The sequence below is a fragment of the Brevibacillus sp. NPDC003359 genome (assembly GCF_042878995.1).
Taxonomy (GTDB): domain Bacteria; phylum Bacillota; class Bacilli; order Brevibacillales; family Brevibacillaceae; genus Brevibacillus.
Genome location: NZ_JBIAOR010000001.1, coordinates 774,363 through 792,254 on the forward strand (window position 1 = coordinate 774,363; position 17,892 = coordinate 792,254).

General features: G+C 47.1%; 14 protein-coding genes, 1 pseudogene and 1 riboswitch. Of the genes and pseudogenes, 14 read left to right on the forward strand and 1 reads right to left on the reverse strand.

Annotated elements, in window-relative coordinates; translation table 11 throughout:
• Positions 1–18: 18 nt before the first annotated feature.
• The 11 genes and pseudogenes from ACFYU8_RS03500 to ACFYU8_RS03550 all read left to right on the forward strand — a co-directional run bounded on the left by ACFYU8_RS03500 (position 19) and on the right by ACFYU8_RS03550 (position 13,340).
• Positions 19–810, forward strand: a complete 792-nt coding sequence (locus tag ACFYU8_RS03500; protein WP_390295775.1) for a sulfite exporter TauE/SafE family protein — start codon at positions 19–21, stop codon at positions 808–810.
• A 124-nt stretch (positions 811–934) separates the two neighbouring features.
• A riboswitch (SAM riboswitch) is annotated at positions 935–1,039 on the forward strand.
• A gap of 108 nt (positions 1,040–1,147) precedes the next feature.
• On the forward strand, positions 1,148–2,080 hold the full coding sequence (locus tag ACFYU8_RS03505; protein WP_390295773.1) for an ABC transporter permease: 933 nt from the start codon (positions 1,148–1,150) through the stop codon (positions 2,078–2,080).
• Positions 2,081–2,084: 4 nt separating this feature from the next.
• Positions 2,085–3,032 carry an ABC transporter permease gene (locus ACFYU8_RS03510; RefSeq protein ID WP_390297308.1) on the forward strand — a complete coding sequence of 316 codons (948 nt, stop codon included), beginning with the start codon at positions 2,085–2,087 and terminating at the stop codon, positions 3,030–3,032.
• 13 nt (positions 3,033–3,045) lie between these two features.
• A pseudogene (locus ACFYU8_RS03515) lies at positions 3,046–4,068 on the forward strand (ABC transporter ATP-binding protein).
• Positions 4,061–5,017 carry an ABC transporter ATP-binding protein gene (locus ACFYU8_RS03520; protein ID WP_390295772.1) on the forward strand — a complete coding sequence of 319 codons (957 nt, stop codon included), beginning with the start codon at positions 4,061–4,063 and terminating at the stop codon, positions 5,015–5,017. The pseudogene ACFYU8_RS03515 and the gene ACFYU8_RS03520 overlap by 8 nt, the downstream one beginning before the upstream one ends.
• 28 nt (positions 5,018–5,045) lie before the next feature.
• Positions 5,046–6,680 carry a peptide ABC transporter substrate-binding protein gene (locus ACFYU8_RS03525; protein ID WP_390295771.1) on the forward strand — a complete coding sequence of 545 codons (1,635 nt, stop codon included), beginning with the start codon at positions 5,046–5,048 and terminating at the stop codon, positions 6,678–6,680.
• Positions 6,681–7,064: 384 nt separating this feature from the next.
• A complete protein-coding gene (locus ACFYU8_RS03530) occupies positions 7,065–8,327 on the forward strand; it encodes an aminopeptidase P family protein (protein ID WP_390295770.1) in 1,263 nt (420 codons plus the stop codon).
• Positions 8,328–8,670: 343 nt separating this feature from the next.
• Positions 8,671–10,059, forward strand: coding sequence for a helix-turn-helix domain-containing protein (locus ACFYU8_RS03535; protein WP_390295768.1), 1,389 nt, complete (start codon positions 8,671–8,673; stop codon positions 10,057–10,059).
• A 360-nt stretch (positions 10,060–10,419) separates the two neighbouring features.
• Positions 10,420–10,674: an aspartyl-phosphate phosphatase Spo0E family protein gene (locus ACFYU8_RS03540; RefSeq protein ID WP_390295766.1), complete on the forward strand. Its 255-nt coding sequence runs from the start codon at positions 10,420–10,422 to the stop codon at positions 10,672–10,674.
• 202 nt (positions 10,675–10,876) lie between these two features.
• A complete protein-coding gene (locus ACFYU8_RS03545) occupies positions 10,877–12,367 on the forward strand; it encodes an aminotransferase-like domain-containing protein (RefSeq protein WP_390295764.1) in 1,491 nt (496 codons plus the stop codon).
• Between the two features lie 46 nt (positions 12,368–12,413).
• Positions 12,414–13,340: a D-alanine--D-alanine ligase gene (locus tag ACFYU8_RS03550; RefSeq protein WP_390295762.1), complete on the forward strand. Its 927-nt coding sequence runs from the start codon at positions 12,414–12,416 to the stop codon at positions 13,338–13,340.
• 72 nt (positions 13,341–13,412) lie between these two features.
• Here the strand turns inward: ACFYU8_RS03550 and ACFYU8_RS03555 are convergent, their stop codons facing one another.
• On the reverse strand, positions 13,413–13,970 hold the full coding sequence (locus ACFYU8_RS03555; protein WP_390295760.1) for a helix-turn-helix domain-containing protein: 558 nt from the start codon (positions 13,968–13,970) through the stop codon (positions 13,413–13,415).
• 127 nt (positions 13,971–14,097) lie between these two features.
• Between ACFYU8_RS03555 and ACFYU8_RS03560 the strand changes: the two genes are divergently transcribed.
• From ACFYU8_RS03560 to ACFYU8_RS03570, 3 genes are all read left to right on the forward strand, one after another.
• A complete protein-coding gene (locus ACFYU8_RS03560; protein ID WP_390295758.1) occupies positions 14,098–15,054 on the forward strand; it encodes a PLP-dependent cysteine synthase family protein in 957 nt (318 codons plus the stop codon).
• Between the two features lie 167 nt (positions 15,055–15,221).
• Positions 15,222–16,217 carry a MerR family transcriptional regulator gene (locus ACFYU8_RS03565; protein ID WP_390295756.1) on the forward strand — a complete coding sequence of 332 codons (996 nt, stop codon included), beginning with the start codon at positions 15,222–15,224 and terminating at the stop codon, positions 16,215–16,217.
• Between the two features lie 45 nt (positions 16,218–16,262).
• Positions 16,263–17,882 carry an ABC transporter substrate-binding protein gene (locus ACFYU8_RS03570; RefSeq protein ID WP_390295754.1) on the forward strand — a complete coding sequence of 540 codons (1,620 nt, stop codon included), beginning with the start codon at positions 16,263–16,265 and terminating at the stop codon, positions 17,880–17,882.
• Positions 17,883–17,892: the final 10 nt, after the last annotated feature.

Below are 17,892 nucleotides of genomic sequence, written 5' to 3' on the forward strand. Positions count from 1 at the left end.
ATTGCAAAGGGTGAGCGTATGACTATCGACCTTATGATCACACTGTTTGTTATCGGTTTCACGGGATCGTTTATCTCCGGTCTCGTCGGAATCGGGGGCTCCATCATCAAGTATCCGATGCTCCTGTACATTCCGCCCGCCCTTGGATTCGTTGCTTACACAGCTCACGAAGTATCCGGAATAAGTGCAGTCCAAGTATTTTTTGCCACTCTTGCTGCTGTTTGGGCTCTGCGCAAAGATAAGCTCATTCATTACCAGCTCGTTCTGTACATGGGAAGTGCCATTATTGTCGGGAGCTTGCTTGGAGGATATGGTGGAAAATATCTTTCGGCAGAAGCCATTAATATCGTTTACGCCATTCTGGCCACCATTGCTGTAACCATAATGTTCCTGCCAAAAAAGCGGATTGACGAACAAGAACAGTCCGAGGTTACCTTTCATAAACCAACAGCCGTTTTATCCGCTTTGATTGTCGGAGTCTCTTCCGGAATTGTCGGGGCAGCTGGGGCTTTTATTTTGGTTCCCATCATGCTGGTGATCCTCAAGATTCCGACAAGAGTAACGATTGCTTCTTCTCTTGCCATCACCTTTCTTTCTTCCATCGGTTCGACTGTAGGGAAATGGATGGCGGGGGACATATTGCTGTGGCCATCCGTGATCATGGTTATCGCTAGCATCATGGCAGCGCCCATCGGTACGAAGGTCAGCAAACGGTTGAACACCCGGATTCTCCAAACCATTCTTGCTTTGTTGATCCTGGGCACTACAATTAAGATTTGGGCCGACATCTTCCTATTCATACGGATGTGAAGATTTAATTTTTCCATCAATCAAAGATAAAGAAAAATCAATTGTCATGGAACGGCGTTGACATATCCGAGTAAAATGATAAGATAAAAAAGAATTTTACGATGCAATTAAATTTCATAGAACATTCTTATCAAGAGTGGTGGAGGGACTGGCCCGATGAAACCCGGCAACCTTGGTCTAATTGACCTTACGGTGCCAATTCCTGCAGATGTATTCTGCGAGATAAGAAGGTGGGAACTGCGAAATCGCCCCTCTTCTTTTCGGAGAGGGGCTTTTTATATTTATAATCCGTAGTATTCATATCTTTTTACTTTGTATTATGCAAGGAGGAAATAACATGATTCATTATGCGGTCAAGCGTGGCTTTCTCATGATCGTTACGCTGTGGATTATTGTCACGGTGACGTTTGTGACCATGCACCTGATTCCGGGTGACCCGTTCGCGTCTGACGCGAAAATGCTTCCGGAAGAAGTCGTGAAGAACATGCGGGCGGAGTACAACTTGGATCAGCCAATCACGGTACAGTACCTGCTCTATCTGAAAGGATTGTTGCAATTTGACCTAGGGCCATCTATCCAGTCCAAGACGAGGGACGTGAATACGCTCATTGCGGAGGGTTTTCCCGCTTCGGCTGTTCTGGGACTCCAGTCGTTTATTGTGGCGCTGGCAGGTGGAATCACACTGGGAATCGTAGCGGCACTCTATCACAACCGGACATTGGATTTCTTGTCTATGTTTGCAGCCATCATCGGGATCTCCGTCCCCAGTTTTATTCTGGCACCACTGCTGATCAAGTACATGGCGGTCAAATGGGAGTTATTGCCCGTCGCTGCGTGGGGGAGCTGGGAGCACTCGATTCTTCCAACGCTTGCGCTCGCCATCGGTCCGCTTGCCATTATCGCCCGCTTCGTACGAGCCAGCATGCTTGAGGTTTGGCAGCAGGAATACATAAGCACGGCGGAGGCGAAAGGGCTTGGCACCTTTTCCATCGTCGTCAGACACGGGATGCGCAATGCCATGTTGCCGGTGCTTACCTTTGTCGGCCCGCTGTTTGCCAACCTGCTGACTGGGACCTTTGTAGTGGAAAAGATTTTCGCCATTCCCGGGCTCGGCAAATACTTCGTGGAAAGCATTTTTAACCGCGATTATCCCGTGATTTTGGGAATGACAGTGTTTTACAGCTTTGTACTCATTTTTACTTTGTACATCATCGACCTGCTGTATCGGGTGATTGACCCACGCATCAGATTGACGAGTGGAGGGAAATAGCATGATGGCCAATCAAGCAACACAACTGGATTCCCTGTTTCGACCGGTCGACCGAAACCGACTTTCCGAGGAAAATCGGGAACGTCCCAGTCTTGGGTATTGGCAGGAGGTATTGCAGCGGATAAGCCGCAATAAGCTGGCGATGCTCGGGTTCTTCCTGCTCATGGCAGTGGTGACCCTGTCGCTCATCGGGCCGATGCTTGTTCCCCACAGCCCGCATGAACAGTCGTTGACAAAGGGAAATCTGCCGCTGTCGGGCGAGCATTGGTTTGGAACGGATGACCTGGGCCGGGACATGTGGGCACGTACCTGGATGGGAGGCCGCATCTCTTTGTTTATTGGTGTGGCGGCAGCAGCCATCGACCTAGTGATCGGTGTTTGCATCGGCGGAATATCCGGTTACATGGCAGGAAGGAACAAGCTAGGCGACCGTGTGGACAACATCCTGATGCGTTTGGCTGAAATACTCTACAGCATTCCGTATCTGCTGGTGGTCATTCTGCTGATGGTGGTTCTTGAGCCTGGACTCACAACGATTATTATTGCCCTTTCGCTGACCGGCTGGGTCGGCATGGCCCGCCTGGTCAGAGGACAAATCATGCAGATCAAGCGGCAGGAATTTGTGCTAGCCGCAGAAAAGCTGGGAACCTCCCATGCCAAAATCATCATCAAGCATCTGCTTCCGAATACGCTCGGCGTCATCATCGTCAACCTGACCTTTACGATTCCGCACGCGATTTTCGCCGAATCATTTCTCAGCTTTCTTGGGTTGGGTGTGCAAGCACCCACCGCCAGCTGGGGAACGATGGCCAACGACGCGCTGGCAGTTATGCTTAGCGGGCAGTGGTGGCGGCTGTTTTTTCCGGGATTCATGATTTCGCTTACCATGTTCGCGTGCAACGCGCTCGGGGACGGTTTGCAGGACGCACTGGACCCGCGGATCAGAAAATGAGGGGGAGTACATCATGAAGCCATTGTTGGAAGTAGATCAGTTGCACGTCTCCTTTCGCACGTACGGCGGAGAGGTGCAGGCAGTAAGAGGAGTTTCCTTTTCTGTGAAAGAGGGAGAGACGCTGGCAATTGTAGGGGAAAGCGGTTGCGGAAAAAGTGTGACTGCGTGGGCATTGATGGGGATGATTCCTCCCTGATCCGGTCAGGTAAAAAGCGGCAGCATTCGGTTTCGGGGGCGTGAACTAACTGGGCTGACGAAGCTGGAATGGCAACAGGTTCGCGGCTCGCAGATCGGCATGATCTTCCAGGATCCGATGACCTCGCTGAACCCCACCATGAAAATCGGTCTGCAGATTGCTGAAGGGCTGATCAAGCATCGAAAGCAGACGAAGGCGGAGGCAAAGGAAGAGACGCTGAAACTGCTTGCGAGAGTCGGCATTCCGGAGGCGGCGAGAAGGTTTGAACAGTTTCCACACGAGCTAAGCGGAGGTATGCGGCAGCGTGTCGGAATCGCCATGGCACTTGCCTGCCATCCGCAGCTGATTATTGCCGACGAACCGACGACGGCGCTGGACGTGACCATTCAGGCACAGATCCTTCGTCTGATGAAGGATCTGCAGCAGCAGTTGAACACCTCGATCATTCTGATTACCCACGATCTGGGCGTCGTCGCAGAAGTAGCCGACCATGTAGCGGTCATGTACGCAGGCGTAGTGGTGGAGAGCGGCCCGGTGGGAGAAATCTTTGACAACCCGCGCCATCCATACACGCAAGGGCTGTTGAAGTCTGTACCGCGTCTCGTTGCAGGCAAAAAAGAGCGGCTGATTCCAATCGATGGTACCCCACCAGACCTGTTTCGTCCGCCTGCTGGTTGCCCATTCGCTGTCCGTTGCCCGTTTACCATGGAAATTTGCCTGGAGCATATGCCGCACGCGAAAACGTTTTTCGATCGGCATGAAGCGAGCTGCTGGCTGAACGACCCACGTGCCCAAAGAGCAGAAGCTTGGATTGTAGCAGGGAGGGAGAGACATGTTTGACAACATTGTGAGAGTGGAGAATCTCGCCAAGTCGTTTGAGATTGGCGGCGGCCAACGTGTTCGGGCTGTTGACTGTGTCTCTTTTGAAATCAGGCGAGGGGAGACGTTTGGAATCGTCGGGGAAAGCGGCTGCGGCAAGTCTACACTAGGTAGGACTATTGTAGGGCTGTACCCGGCTACTGCGGGGCGCATCCTGTTTCAAGGCAAAGACATCGCCAGGATGGATAGACGTGAGCGACGGGAAGCAAACCGCCACATGCAGCTGATCTTCCAAGATCCGCAAGCCTCGCTCAATCCGCGGTTACGGGTGGGTGACATCATCGCCGAAGGGATAGACTCCTATGGGTTGGCAAAAGGAAAAGAGCGAGAAGAGCGCATCTATCAGCTACTGGAGCTGGTAGGACTGCACCCAAGCCACGCAAAGCGCTTTCCGCATGAATTCAGCGGCGGACAGCGACAACGTATCGGAATTGCCCGCGCGCTTGCGGTGGAACCCAACTTTATCGTAGCAGACGAGTCCATTTCTGCTCTGGATGTGTCCATTCAGGCGCAAATCGTCAATCTGCTGGCCGATCTACAGGCAGATCGGTACATCACCTATTTGTTTATCGCCCATGACTTGTCGATGGTGAAGCACATCAGCGATAGGATCGGCGTGATGTACCTGGGGCAGATGATGGAGTTGGCACCGAGCGAGGAGTTGTTTGCTGCGCCGCTTCATCCATACACGCAGGCCTTGATCTCGGCTATGCCGGTCTCCCATCCTGCCCAACGCGAAGCGCGTGATCAGATTGTACTGACAGGAGAGCCGCCCAGCCCGATTCATCCGCCAAGCGGTTGCCCGTTTCGCACCAGATGTCCGGTGGTCCAAGGTGTTTGCGCCGAAACTGTGCCGGACTGGAAGGAGGTGAGGCAGGGACACTGGATCGCTTGCCATCTTGTACAGTAGACAGAGGAGAACAAGGAGGAAATCATCAATGAAAAAGGGATTGCTTACTTTTGCCACACTGCTGGCGCTCGTTGTGCCTGCACTTTCTGCGTGCGGCAGCGATAAACCAGCTGCGTCGTCAGCCGATCAAAAGACGAGTGCAGCCGTCAAACAAGTCATTACCGCTAACCTGCGGGGTGAACCGTACACATTAGACCCGACATTCGCTTCCGATACCACCTCGTACTGGGTGATCGACCATCTGTACGAAGGATTGTACCGCTACAGCCAAAATGGAGACATCAGCGAAGGCGCAGCCGAAAAGGTGGAAGTCTCCCCGGACGGCAAAACCTACACGTTTACCCTCCGCCCCGAGATGAAATGGTCCAACGGCGATCCGTTGACCGCGCATGACTACGAATACTCCTGGAAGCGCGTGCTGAACCCGCAGACTGCCGCCTATGAACCATCCGCGCTCTACTACATACAAGGCGCAGAGGCATACAACACGGGCAAAGGCAGTGCGGATGACGTTCAGATCAAAGTAAAGGATGACCGCACACTCATTGTCGGACTGAAAGACCCCATCACCTATTTCCCGAAAATCATGATGAGTCGCGCCTATCTGCCGGTGAACAAGAAAGTCGTGGATGCGGACAAAAACTGGGCGGCGGAAGCGAAAGGTATCGTGACCAATGGCGCGTACACCGTGGAGAGCTGGGACCACAATAGTCAGCTGACAATCGTCAAAAGTCAGAGCTACTGGGAGAAAGAAAAAGTAACGATGGACACCGTCCACTTCAAGATGGTAAACGAAGCGACCACCTACTACCAGATGTTCAAAACGGGAGCACTTGACCTGATTGACTCCTTGCCGATCGACGTGATTGAGCAGGAAAAAGAAAAAGAAGAGTATAAATCATTTCCGGACTACAGCATTTATACGTACACGTTCAACGTAGCGGATAAGCCATTCACCAATGCGAAAGTTCGTCAGGCCTTTTCCTACGCGATCGACCGGGACATCCTGACGCAAAACGTGACCAAGGGAGGCCAGCTCCCAGCGTACGGTTATACGCCATTCGGGGTGAAAACTCCTTCGGGCAAGGACTTCCGAGAAGAAGTGGCGCCTTACTATCAGTTTGATCCGGCAAAGGCGAAGCAGCTTCTGGCTGAAGGCTTGAAGGAAGAAGGCTGGACAGAGCTTCCGCAGATTACACTGAAATACAGCACAGCGGAAAACCACAAGAAGATCGCCGAAGCGCTGCAGGAAATGTTCAAGCAAAATCTAGGCGTGCAGGTGAAGCTGGAAAATCAGGAGTGGAAAACATACATCGATACGTTCAAGCAGAAAAACTTCCAAATTGCGCGCATGGGCTGGGGCGGCGATTACCTCGATCCGCTCGCGATGCTGGAGCTGTACACGGGAAAAAGCTCCCGCAACTTCACCAACTGGGCCAACCAGACGTTTGACGAACTGATCGAAAAAGCAAAGGTCGAACAAAACGAGGAAACACGCATGAAGCTTCTGCACGACGCTGAAACTATTTTAATGCAGGACTTACCAGTGATCCCGATATTTTTCAATAACGAAAACTACCTCAACAGCAAAAAGATCGAAGGCATCCGTTTTAGTGTAACCGGCACACCGGACCTGCGCTGGGCGAAAAGAGTAGCCGAGTAACCTCAGCAAGGAGCAGTTTACCTAGAGTAACTGCTCTTTGTTTTATGGACGCAATCAAAGATTTCGTGCGAAAGTCGTTTCCTAAATGATGAAAGTATCCTAAAATCTAGAATAAAGGAGGATACATGACGATCTAACGAGAGTGATTTTGGGGATATTACTGGCATTTCTCGATTTCAGGTTTAACGAGTTTGATGTCTTGCCGGATTTCATCGGTTGTATCCTAATAAGGATTGTTTTTTTGCTGACAATTGCCAGATTATACTGAACTTAATTCCAATATCCGTGATCAGTATGCGCGCGTTCCGCAAGAAGCGATCAAGAACGCCTTTCACATGCTGGATCAGGCTATGAAAAAACTTACGAACGAAGAGGTGGAAACAAATGACAATAACCATGCATTCAAAAGAGTTCATCAATCGCCGTCAAAGACTCGCGGAAAAAATGCCTGAACACAGTGCACTTGTACTATTTTCAGGGGTTGTCAAGACACGCAGCCATGACGATAAATATCCGTTTTCACCGAACCGCAACTTCTATTATCTAACCGGCATTGCGCGCAGCAACCTCATTCTCATGATCACGAAACGCGCTGGCATCGTGACCGAAACGTTATTTCTTCAGCGCCCAAATGAACTGGAAGCGAAATGGACAGGGGCCGTCTTATCGGATCAAGAGGCTAAAGAGCAGTCTGGTATCGAACACTTCGACTATCTCGATGAGTGGCCCGAGTCATTTGGAACCTTTGTGAGGCGCTGTGAAGGCAAGGGCTCACTCTATCTTGACTTGTATCGCTGTCTATGGAGCGATGAGCTGACCCCTGCGGAGACTTTTGCCGAAGACGCGCAGAAGAAATACCGGACCCTGCCAATTCACGATGCGGGCCCATGGCTGAAAGAACTGCGTATGGTGAAGAGTCCGGCAGAGATCGAAGAAATCAGACGTGCGATTGCGATCACGGATGAAGCAATCCGGCGTATGTGGTCACATGCACGTCCTGGAATCATGGAATATGAGCTAGAAGCGCACTATGATTTCACGTTGAAGTCGCATGGTGTTCGCGAGCTTCCTTATTTACCTATTATTGCTAGTGGAATCAATGCTACTGTCTTGCACTATGAAGCGAATAATCAGCCTGCGGAAGATGGTGACTTGGTTCTCCTCGACCTCGGTGCAGCATCGAACTACTATGCGGCTGATATTTCGCGAACGTTTCCCGTGAATGGTCGCTTTACAGAACGTCAGAAAGCGATCTATCAACTCGTACTCGAAGCAGAAATCAAAACCATCGAAGCAGTGAAGCCTGGTGTCACACTTCCACAACTTAATGATGTCACGAAACAAGTCTTGACAGATGGCCTGCTACGTCTCGGTCTCATCCAAGAGAGCAGTGAGCTATCCAAATACTACTATCATACCGTGTCTCATCACCTTGGACTGGATACGCACGATATCCCGGATTACAGTACTGCCATGCAACCCGGTATGGTGATCACGATTGAACCTGGTCTGTACATAGAGGAAGAAGCGATTGGCATTCGGATTGAAGATAATGTGTTAGTAACAGAAGAAGGCTGCGAGGTGCTCTCTACGCGGATCCCGAAGAAAATCGAAGAAGTGGAATTGTTGATCGGAAAAAAGGAATAGGGAGTGCTTACGAGCGAATGGATTCATTCCATTACGGTCACTAGCTTCGTAGTTATTGAAATATGGTGCTTCTATCAATCCTAAGAATTTGTGCAGCCGCACGCATGGAAGGGGCTACGATGCTCGGCTAAACATGGCCAAGCAATGTCCGTGAACTGCGTAATTTGGTAGAACGAGCTTTTCCTAACACCATCCCAATTTAACCATAACAATCTCTGTTATGGTTATTTGCATGGGAGCACCCCTGACCAAAACTATTAAAATGATAAAGAAATGTTTTGCGCATATTCCATAATAAACCATTTGGTTGTAAAATAAAGGAAAACTAAGAGGGTGATCCATTATGGGGGGACTGCTAGGGACATTGCACCAGTCGCTGCGGTCAGAAATCGAACAACATCGGAGAGCGCGCGGTTATACATTGAGCAAACTAGGTGATTTAACAGGTATTAATCCTGGAACATTGAGCGAGATTCTAAATGGCAATCCGCCTCGGGCTATTACCATAGGTCAATTAGACGCTCTCGCTGCGGTGTTTGGCTATGAGCCAGGCTGGTTGTATGAACTATACCCCGATGAATGTTTATATGAAAGGAAAATCTCGCGCCCCCGATTGATCCCTTACTTGATTCGAAGCGCTGAGAATGGGCGAAAGGATTGCATTGAAGCTGTTGCCTCCCAATTGCTGGAGAATCCCAAAAATATCTCCATCCTTTTTACTGTGGCAGAGCAATTATACGAGGATGGGAAACTGGAAAAGGCGGTGCTATTCTATGAGTACGTAATTGAGAGCGAAAAAGACAGCTACTCTACCCAGTTTGTGATGAGTCATTATCGGTTATTTCAAGCAATACTCGGGACCAATGCTGATGAAAATGAGAAGGCTGTTATTCGCTTTTCTCCCTATCGAAAGCGATTACCAGAAACTGATCAATTAGACGCCTTATTAAATTTGGCAAAGGTTAGTTTCACGTTACAAAAATGGAGTGAAGCGGAAACTTACGCAGATGAATTAAGAGAGCTTTCCAAAATTTTTTATCAAGATGAGCTGCAAAAACGAAGAAAAAATCGATCGGCAGAGTTGATAAAAACAGAACGTCCGCTCGTCTACTATTACGGAATGGGCTATCTATATAAAGGATTGGTCCTACAGATGCAAGGGGGTTATACGCAATCAAAAGAATATGTACAAGCATACGCCGATTTGCATTGGTTTGAACTTCTTGACGATGAAGGGAGAAGAATCGTTGAGAGGTTTGCAGTCTTTGCAAAGGCGAATTTTTACACACTAGAAGTCTTAATGGGGAACGAAGAAATCATTAAGGATTATACGGACTATCTGGCGGAACAGCCAGTTGAAATACTTCCGGGCCTCGTTACGATTATGGAAGCTGCGAATACATATCATTTTTGTGTGGATGAGGTTTTATTACGCCTCTCTGAAGATATTGCTAGATTCCATGAACGGACCTTGTTGGTTAATATGGTTCAGCACCTTCAATATCGATATCACAAAGCAAAATATGATTTTGCAAAGGGACGCATGGAAAGTGGACTCAATGAGACCCTACACTGTTTAGTTCTATCGGATTTGATGAATCGACATCATGATGCACTATTATGTGTACAGTTATTTGAGAAATATCGACATCTTGCTTCGTCATCACAAATCATTCAATATCAAGCAATTGTAATAGGCGAAAAGAAGGCCGAAGCTACATTCTTAAACTAGTATGCAAGACGATGTACCCTTAGGGATGAAAAATGAGATAAGTAGAGAGGATGAAAAAGAATGAAATATGTATTACTAGCAGTCCTTCTAGCGTTTGGGTTTGGCAGTGAGATCGTTCACGAACCCCAAAAGTCTGGCGCGCCACATGTTATTTATTATCAACATGGTGCAGATTTTTAGGAAGAGTTGATAAGACACAATAAAAAACATCCTTTCGATAGGATGTTTTTTATTATACAATTTTTTCTTAGTTGGTGAATTCTTGCATATTGATTTATAGTTATTAATGTCATAATCTGTAAATAATAGGAGGTGCTTAACATAAAAGCTATCGCAAGTTCATTAGAAAGGGACGTTCCTGTGCACCTAGGAACACCCCCGAAAAGAGAAGCAGCAGGTGCCCCTAAAAGCAAGTCTACGATCTGGGGCGCGGGAAAAGAAGCAAGCCGCCATCATTTAGATTTAGAAAAAAGCATCGAACAACTACGACAGCAAATGATGGAATTGGCAGGAAAACATGGTCTTTCAAGTGACGCCGTTTTGGGTGTAAGTCAGCAATTGGACAGATATATTATGATGGCGCAAAACAACCATAAAACGTTTAGCATTTGGTGAAGGTTCACGATAGGCCAACTAAAATAGGATTGCAAAAGAGGAACCCTTGGAAAAGTGGGTTCTTTTTTACTTTCCTAGTTACTGCTGGGTCGAATGCTGTCCGCTACTGCGAAAGAACCACCGAAGGATGAAAAATCCAGTGCGGTGGTTCTTTTTTTCTATCGTCTTCCATGCCATCATTATAGACGGGGGGCGATGAAGGATGTTCCAGGATTTCAAGCTTGTTGGTGACCGTCCAGTCACGATACAAGTGAAAGAATACGTCAAACGTTTAATAATCAAAGGCGCTCTTCAGGCGGATCAGAGGCTGCCCTCCACGCGAGACATGAGCGTCCTACTTAAGGTGAGCCGCAATACAGTCATTGCCGCCTATGAAGGGCTAGAGGATGACGGGTTTACGTATGCGATTCCTGGCAAGGGCAGCTATGTTACCACTATGGTAGGCCATTTAGCTGCAGATAACGGAGGAGCTGACGGCTCCGCCGTGTGGCAAATCGACTGGAAGGCACGATTGAACGAATATGCTGTATCTGCTGTAGAGCTGGACAAGATGAAGCAGGGCATTCGCGCTCAAGAAGGAATCATCTCGTTCACAAGCATTGCTCCGGATGAACAGTTGTTTGATTTAGGGGATGTAAGGCGAGCCTTTATGGATCGAATGGCAATCGAAGGGCAGGTGCTGCTCAACTACGGATATGCCAAGGGTTACAAGCCATTGATCGATTACTTGATGCGATATATGGAGAATAAGGGCGTCGATTTAAGCGGCAAAGATATGCTGATTACAAGCGGGTTTACAGAAGGCTTTGACATTGTGCTGTCGGCACTTCGGCCTTCTGCGGGGCGTGGAGCAGCCATTTGTGAGAATCCGACTCATCATACAGCGATCAAGAATTTGAAGCTGCACGGTTTTGAGATTACCGGCATTCCGATGGAGAGTGATGGTATTGATGTGGAGCAGCTTGAGGCAGTATTGCAGAAGCAGACAAACAGCTTCGATCTGGCCTACTTGACACCTTCCTATCACAATCCTACAGGCATTGTCATGTCTCCTGCGAAGCGCAGTGCCGTCATGAAATTAATGATGCGCTATCAGATTCCGGTGATTGAGGATGGATTCAATGAGGAGCTGCGTTACTCGGGAGCGCATGTAGCGCCATTAATCGCGACAGCAGGGCAAGGAAACGGAGTCATCTATATTGGTAGCTTCTCCAAGGTACTATTCCCTGGTTTGCGAGTGGGCTGGGTACTTGGAGACAGGGCACTGATCGACAATCTGGAAAGCATTAAGCGTGCGCGCACCATTCATACATCCACCATTGATCAATCGATCTTATATCAATATTTGCTTAATGGAAATTTCGATAAATATGTTAAAAAAGCCCGTATGGAATATAAGCGCAAATATGAACTGACGAAGGCATGCTGTGAAGCACATCTCCCTGAAGCGCAGCTGTCTGGCGACGGAGGCTTGCATTTGTTTCTTACCTTTCCATCAGGCGTAGATACACGGCAGCTGCTAGAGGCCTGCATAGAACAGGGTGTCATTTTTACACCGGGAGACAAATTTTTTATTCAAGAAGGAACAGGGACGAATACGTTGCGACTTGGTTTTTCACGAGTAACGGATGCAAATATTGAGCGAGGTATTCAGATCATCGGTAAACAGGTACGTCGCTTTCTTAAGGCATAACGATTACAAAAGACACAACCATTTTAATGAAAAAAGAGGTGTCATCATGAAGATAGGCGTTATTATGGGTGGTATTTCTTCTGAGCGTGAGGTTTCTCTACAAACAGGTCAAGAGATGATCAATCATTTGGATCGCAGTCGCTATGAGGCAGTTCCCATTGTCGTCAAGCAACGAGCGGATGTCATTACACAGCTTCAGCAGGCAGGCATCGATTTCGCGCTATTGGCGCTGCATGGCCAATATGGCGAGGATGGCACGGTACAGGGAGCACTGGAGACACTGGGCATTCCCTATACAGGAAGCGGTGTCCTGGCAAGCAGCTTATGCATGAATAAGCAACTGTCCAAGATGCTGCTGAAGACGGCGGGTATTCATACGCCTGAAGGTCTTTACTGGCAGGACGCTTATGATCCGCAGGCAGTGGAGCAAATGGGTTACCCGGTCATTGTGAAGCCGAACATGGGGGGATCCAGCATCGGTACCCAGCTCGTGCATAATGAGGGGGAGCTGCTGTCTGCTGTTCAGGAGGCAAGTCATTTGGATCGAGGGATCTTGATTGAGCCCTATTTGAAAGGAACGGAGCTTACCTGCGCGATTTTGGATGGGGAGGTATTACCGATTATCGGGATACGCTCCGAGCATTCAGAGTGGTTCGACTACAGAGCGAAATATGAGGACGGCGGCGCGGAGGAGAAGGTGATCCAGCTTCCTCCCGATATTGAACAGCGTGTGCGCGAGGCGGCGCTTGCCAGCTACCGAGTGCTGCAGTGCAAGGTCTATGCAAGAGTCGATGTGATTTTGTGTCAGGATATTCCTTATGTGCTAGAAGTGAACACATTACCGGGGATGACTGCCAACAGCCTGTTTCCAAAAAGTGCAGCAGCAGCAGGGATGACCTTTGCACAGCTGATGGACCGAATTATTGCTAGCTCCCTCCACGAGCGGAAACAAGAATGGGGGATGGTGATCTAAGAGAAGAGAAACCCTACATGTAGTAGGGTTTCTCTTTTCTTTTGAAAAGGAGAGACACTTTTCGCGTTCTTTTCATTGACTTGCATAATGAATGACTACAGAACACTTTACCATTCGATCTCCACTGTTCCTATAAATGTGCGGCCTGTCTGCTTTAAAAATAAGAGTATCCTCAGGTTCCACTACATAAACCTGTTCGTTGACATCAACCTCTAGCGTGCCTTCATTTACGAGAATAAATTCCTCAACCCCTGTTGAATGCGGTTCTGCTATATGCTCGCATCCTGGTTCAAGGGTTACTGAGAAGATCTCAAATTGTTGTTCTGGATTATACGGTACCAGTGGATATACACGATACTGTCCATTATTTTCAACAATTGGATTTACTTCCTTCTTTTTGACGATCGTAACAGACGGCTTGTATTGACTAACGAGTGAAGAAAATGATAAGCGTAGCCCACTAGCTATTTTCCAAAGAGTTGTGATTGTAGGAGCAGACTTCCCTCTCTCAATTTGTCCTAACATCGTTTTGCTAACCCCTGTGATTTCAGCAGTTTTATCCAAGCTCAAGTTTCTTTCTTTCCGAATACGCTTTATGTTCTCTCCAATATTCGTGTGAAATTCTTCCATCAAAATGCCCTCCATAGAAATCGGACGTTATATTGCACGAGTGTGCGTTATATTTTACAATCAGACTATATATAGTTCGATAGATACACTATATAGTCCAAAATATACGAAAAGAGGCGTTATGTCTATGGAGAACACGATTTTATCAGGTGTTCATCAAGCGATTGGTAACACTCCAATGGTTCATCTTTCTAGGCTTACAGAAAATCTCGATGGAAATATTTTCGCCAAACTTGAATATCTAAATCCTGGTTTTAGCAAAAAGGATAGAATCGCGTTGCAGATCATTGAAGAGGCTGAGAAGACCGGAATACTAAAACCAAATGACACCGTTGTGGAATTAACGAGTGGCAACACAGGGACTGGGCTTGCTATTGTTTGCGGAGTGAAAGGTTATAAATTTGTCGCTGTCATGTCAAAAGGAAATTCAATGGAGCGAGCGAGGATGATGAAAGCACTGGGAGCAGAAGTTGTTCTAGTAGACCAAGCGCCTGGTTCCTCTATCGGGCAAGTCTCTGGAGAAGACCTTGCCAAAGTGGAAGAAGTAGCGCAGCAACTAACAAAAGAAAGAAATGCATTTCGTGCAGACCAATTTCATCACTGTGGCAATATTCATGCTCATGAATATCACACGGGGGAAGAAATTTGGAAACAGACGAATGGAAGAGTGGATGTTTTCCTTGATTTTGCTGGTTCTGGTGGTACCTTTACAGGTTGTGCAAAAACGTTAAAAAAGAATAATCCCAACATTCGGTGTTATGTAGTTGAACCGTATACCGCTCCCTTTTACTCTGGTAAAACGGCTACAAACCTCAATCACAAGATCCAAGGTGGGGGATATTCCATGGATTTACCACTTTTGGATAAAAATTTGGTTACAGACTACATCCATGTTACAGATGAAGAAGCGACACAAGTTGCTAGAGAACTGGCAAAAAAAGAAGGAATATTTGCAGGTTTTTCTTCAGGGGCAAATGTCGCGGCTGCCTTACAACTTTTGAAAGGGAAAGAAAAAGGTGCAAATATTGTGCTAACGATTAATGATTCAGGCCTGAAATATCTAAGCACAGATCTATATGAATAAAATTTTCAACTGATGCGTTCGATAACGAAATGCTAACAATAACAGTGGCAGTCTAGGACTTTATTTTCTGATCCTCGTATGTCGCTGTTATTTTGTCTGATGACTCATATTGCCCCTTGAAACTAAAGTTACTTGAGGTTTTATAATTGGTTAGGAGGTGTTGTAACGTGTACGCAAATGCGAGGAACAGATTAGACACCACACAAAATCAAAAGTTCTTCATAGGACAAGTGGCGAAAATCACAGGATCTTCTGTACCTACTGTTCGTTATTATGACGAGATCGGCCTGCTTTCACCTGCTGAGATAACTTCTGGAGGTCATCGTATGTATACGGCAGAGGAAATATGGCGGTTAAAACTGATCCTAACCCTTCGCTATCTAAACTTTGGCATTGATGAGATTAAGAGAATGTTAGCTGGGGATATACCTGTTGATATGGCGATAGAATGGCAAATCGAAGCTTTGGACATCCAAATGCGTACGCTTGCCAGCATGAAATCCATTTTGGAACAAACAAAGCAGAGTAAGGGTAGCAATGATTCACTGAGCTATATGCACGAGTTGATTGAATCAATTTCTGCTAATGCATTGGAACGGGAAAAGTTTATTTTGGAAAAAATGTTCGCGTCCGTTTTTCCTGAACAATTTCCGGTTGAATGGCGAGAGATTTTTTTGTTAGGGGTGAACGTCTCTTCATTGCTGGAAGGCAAGCTTTCGGCAGCACAAACGGCTGCCTTAGATGAGTTGGAGGAAATGTTTAATGATCCACAGATTGTCCGGGAGATGAAGCATGATGTTATATCCTTCCTGGAAGTAGTTCACCTGCCTAAAATCAGTGTTGAGATGTGGAGCGCCAGAATGCTTAACAACCATAAACAGTTGTTGAAAGCAGCGGAGCAACATGCAACGCCAGACAGTCCTGTCGTACAGGCGAATATTCAAGAGTATGTCTTGATGTTTGCCGATGTTGACGAACTCCCTGTCTCGCAGTCATTTTTCCGTCGGTTTGCTGAAAGGATGCTTTCAAGCCAATCAGAAAATCTCGAACGTTTCAGAAGAATTTGCTCAATCCTGTACCCTAGTCTGCAATCGTATATAAAAACAAATGAATTATTCTACCAAGCATTACAGTGGAAGCTGCAACAACTGGATAAAGCGTAAACGTACTCTTTGTTCTAGCTTGCGAAGGAGGTGGCATGCTGACATATGAAGAAAAACAAACAAAGAAAGTACAATGTCTTTTTGGGGGGATTTGTCACTCTATGTATGTTCCTGGTGGTTGGTTGCAGCACGCAAACAACTGTGCCAGCCGAGCAACAGGCGAGTGCTAAACCCAAAAAGGGCGGAACCATTACAGTAGCGTACCCTTATGAACCGGATACGTTAGATGCTCACATGTCTGCTGGATCTGCTGGGGTCTATACCTGGTTGCTCGGTGGATCGCTGCTATATAAGGATCCTGCCACAAACGAATACAAGCCCTATTTGGCTAGCGACTATAAAATTTCTGAGGATGGCAAAACGTGGACTTTCACGATCCGTTCCGGGATTACCTTTCACGATGGGACACCTCTGACTGCAAAAAGTTTTAAGGAAACCTTCGATCGTGTTCTCAATCCGCAGACAAAAGCAATAACAGCCGCTGAAGTAATGGCTCCCATAAAAAGTGTGAAAGCGCCAGACGATCAGACTCTCGTTCTGGAACTACATGAACCCAATGCTGCCTTTCGCGATGCACTAGGGAATGATATAACGCAGCCGTTATCGTTGAAAGCGATTGAAAACGCTGGAGAGGATTACGGTCGGAATCCTGTAGGAGTAGGGCCGTGGAAGCTTGAGAGCTGGAACACAGGCGAAGGTGTCACCTATGTTAGAAATGAAGCTTTTCAGTGGGGAGAGCCATATTATGAAAATCAAGGTCCGCCTAGAGCCGACAAACTTGTCATAAAAGCGATTGCTGACAGCCAACTCAGAATGTCAGCGCTAGAGAGCAGTGCTATTGATGTAGCAACGGAAGTACCTCTAAAAGACGCGAATAATTATCGGAATAATCAGAACTATCAAGTTATGGAACGCTTACGTCCTGGAGTGGGTTTACTGTTGGAGATGAATCTGACGAGACCGGAGTTTCAGGATATTCAGGTGCGTAAAGCAATTAATATGCTCGTCAATAAAGAAGCCATTATCCAAGCCGTTACGCAGGGAGAAGGCGAAGTAGCCCATACGCCGTTATCTCCATCTACGCTAGGGTATGACAAATCCTTAGAGAAGTACGGGTACCAGTATAATGTAAACGAAGCAAAGAAATTGTTGGACGACGCTGGTTGGAAAGTGAACGGAAGTGGTGTGAGAGAAAAGGACGGAAAAACATTTAGTCTGAATTTGCTGAGTACTGCAGATTTTGACAAAGAAGCCCAATTGCTCCAATCCATGCTGGGTGAAGCAGGTATCCACATGATGATTCAGAATCTAGAAATAGCAGGGTACATGCAGGAAGTCGTCAAAGGAAATTTTGATGTAACGCTGATATCGGGAGCCTATGATGACCCTGATATTTTATACTTTTATTTTCATTCCAGCGGTGCTTACAACCTGTCTGGTGTAAAAGATGACAAGCTGGATTCCCTCCTTTTGAAAGGGCGTACAACCATACAGACTGATGCTAGAAAGCACGTGTATATGGATGTACAAAAGCATCTGATTGAGCAAGCGTATGTTGTTCCTATCTATTACGATAAGGCCTTTACTGTCATAAATTCTCGTGTAAAAGGAGTAAAGTGGACATCTATTATGCCAACATATAATGACAGTTGGATCGAGAACTAACTACATGTCA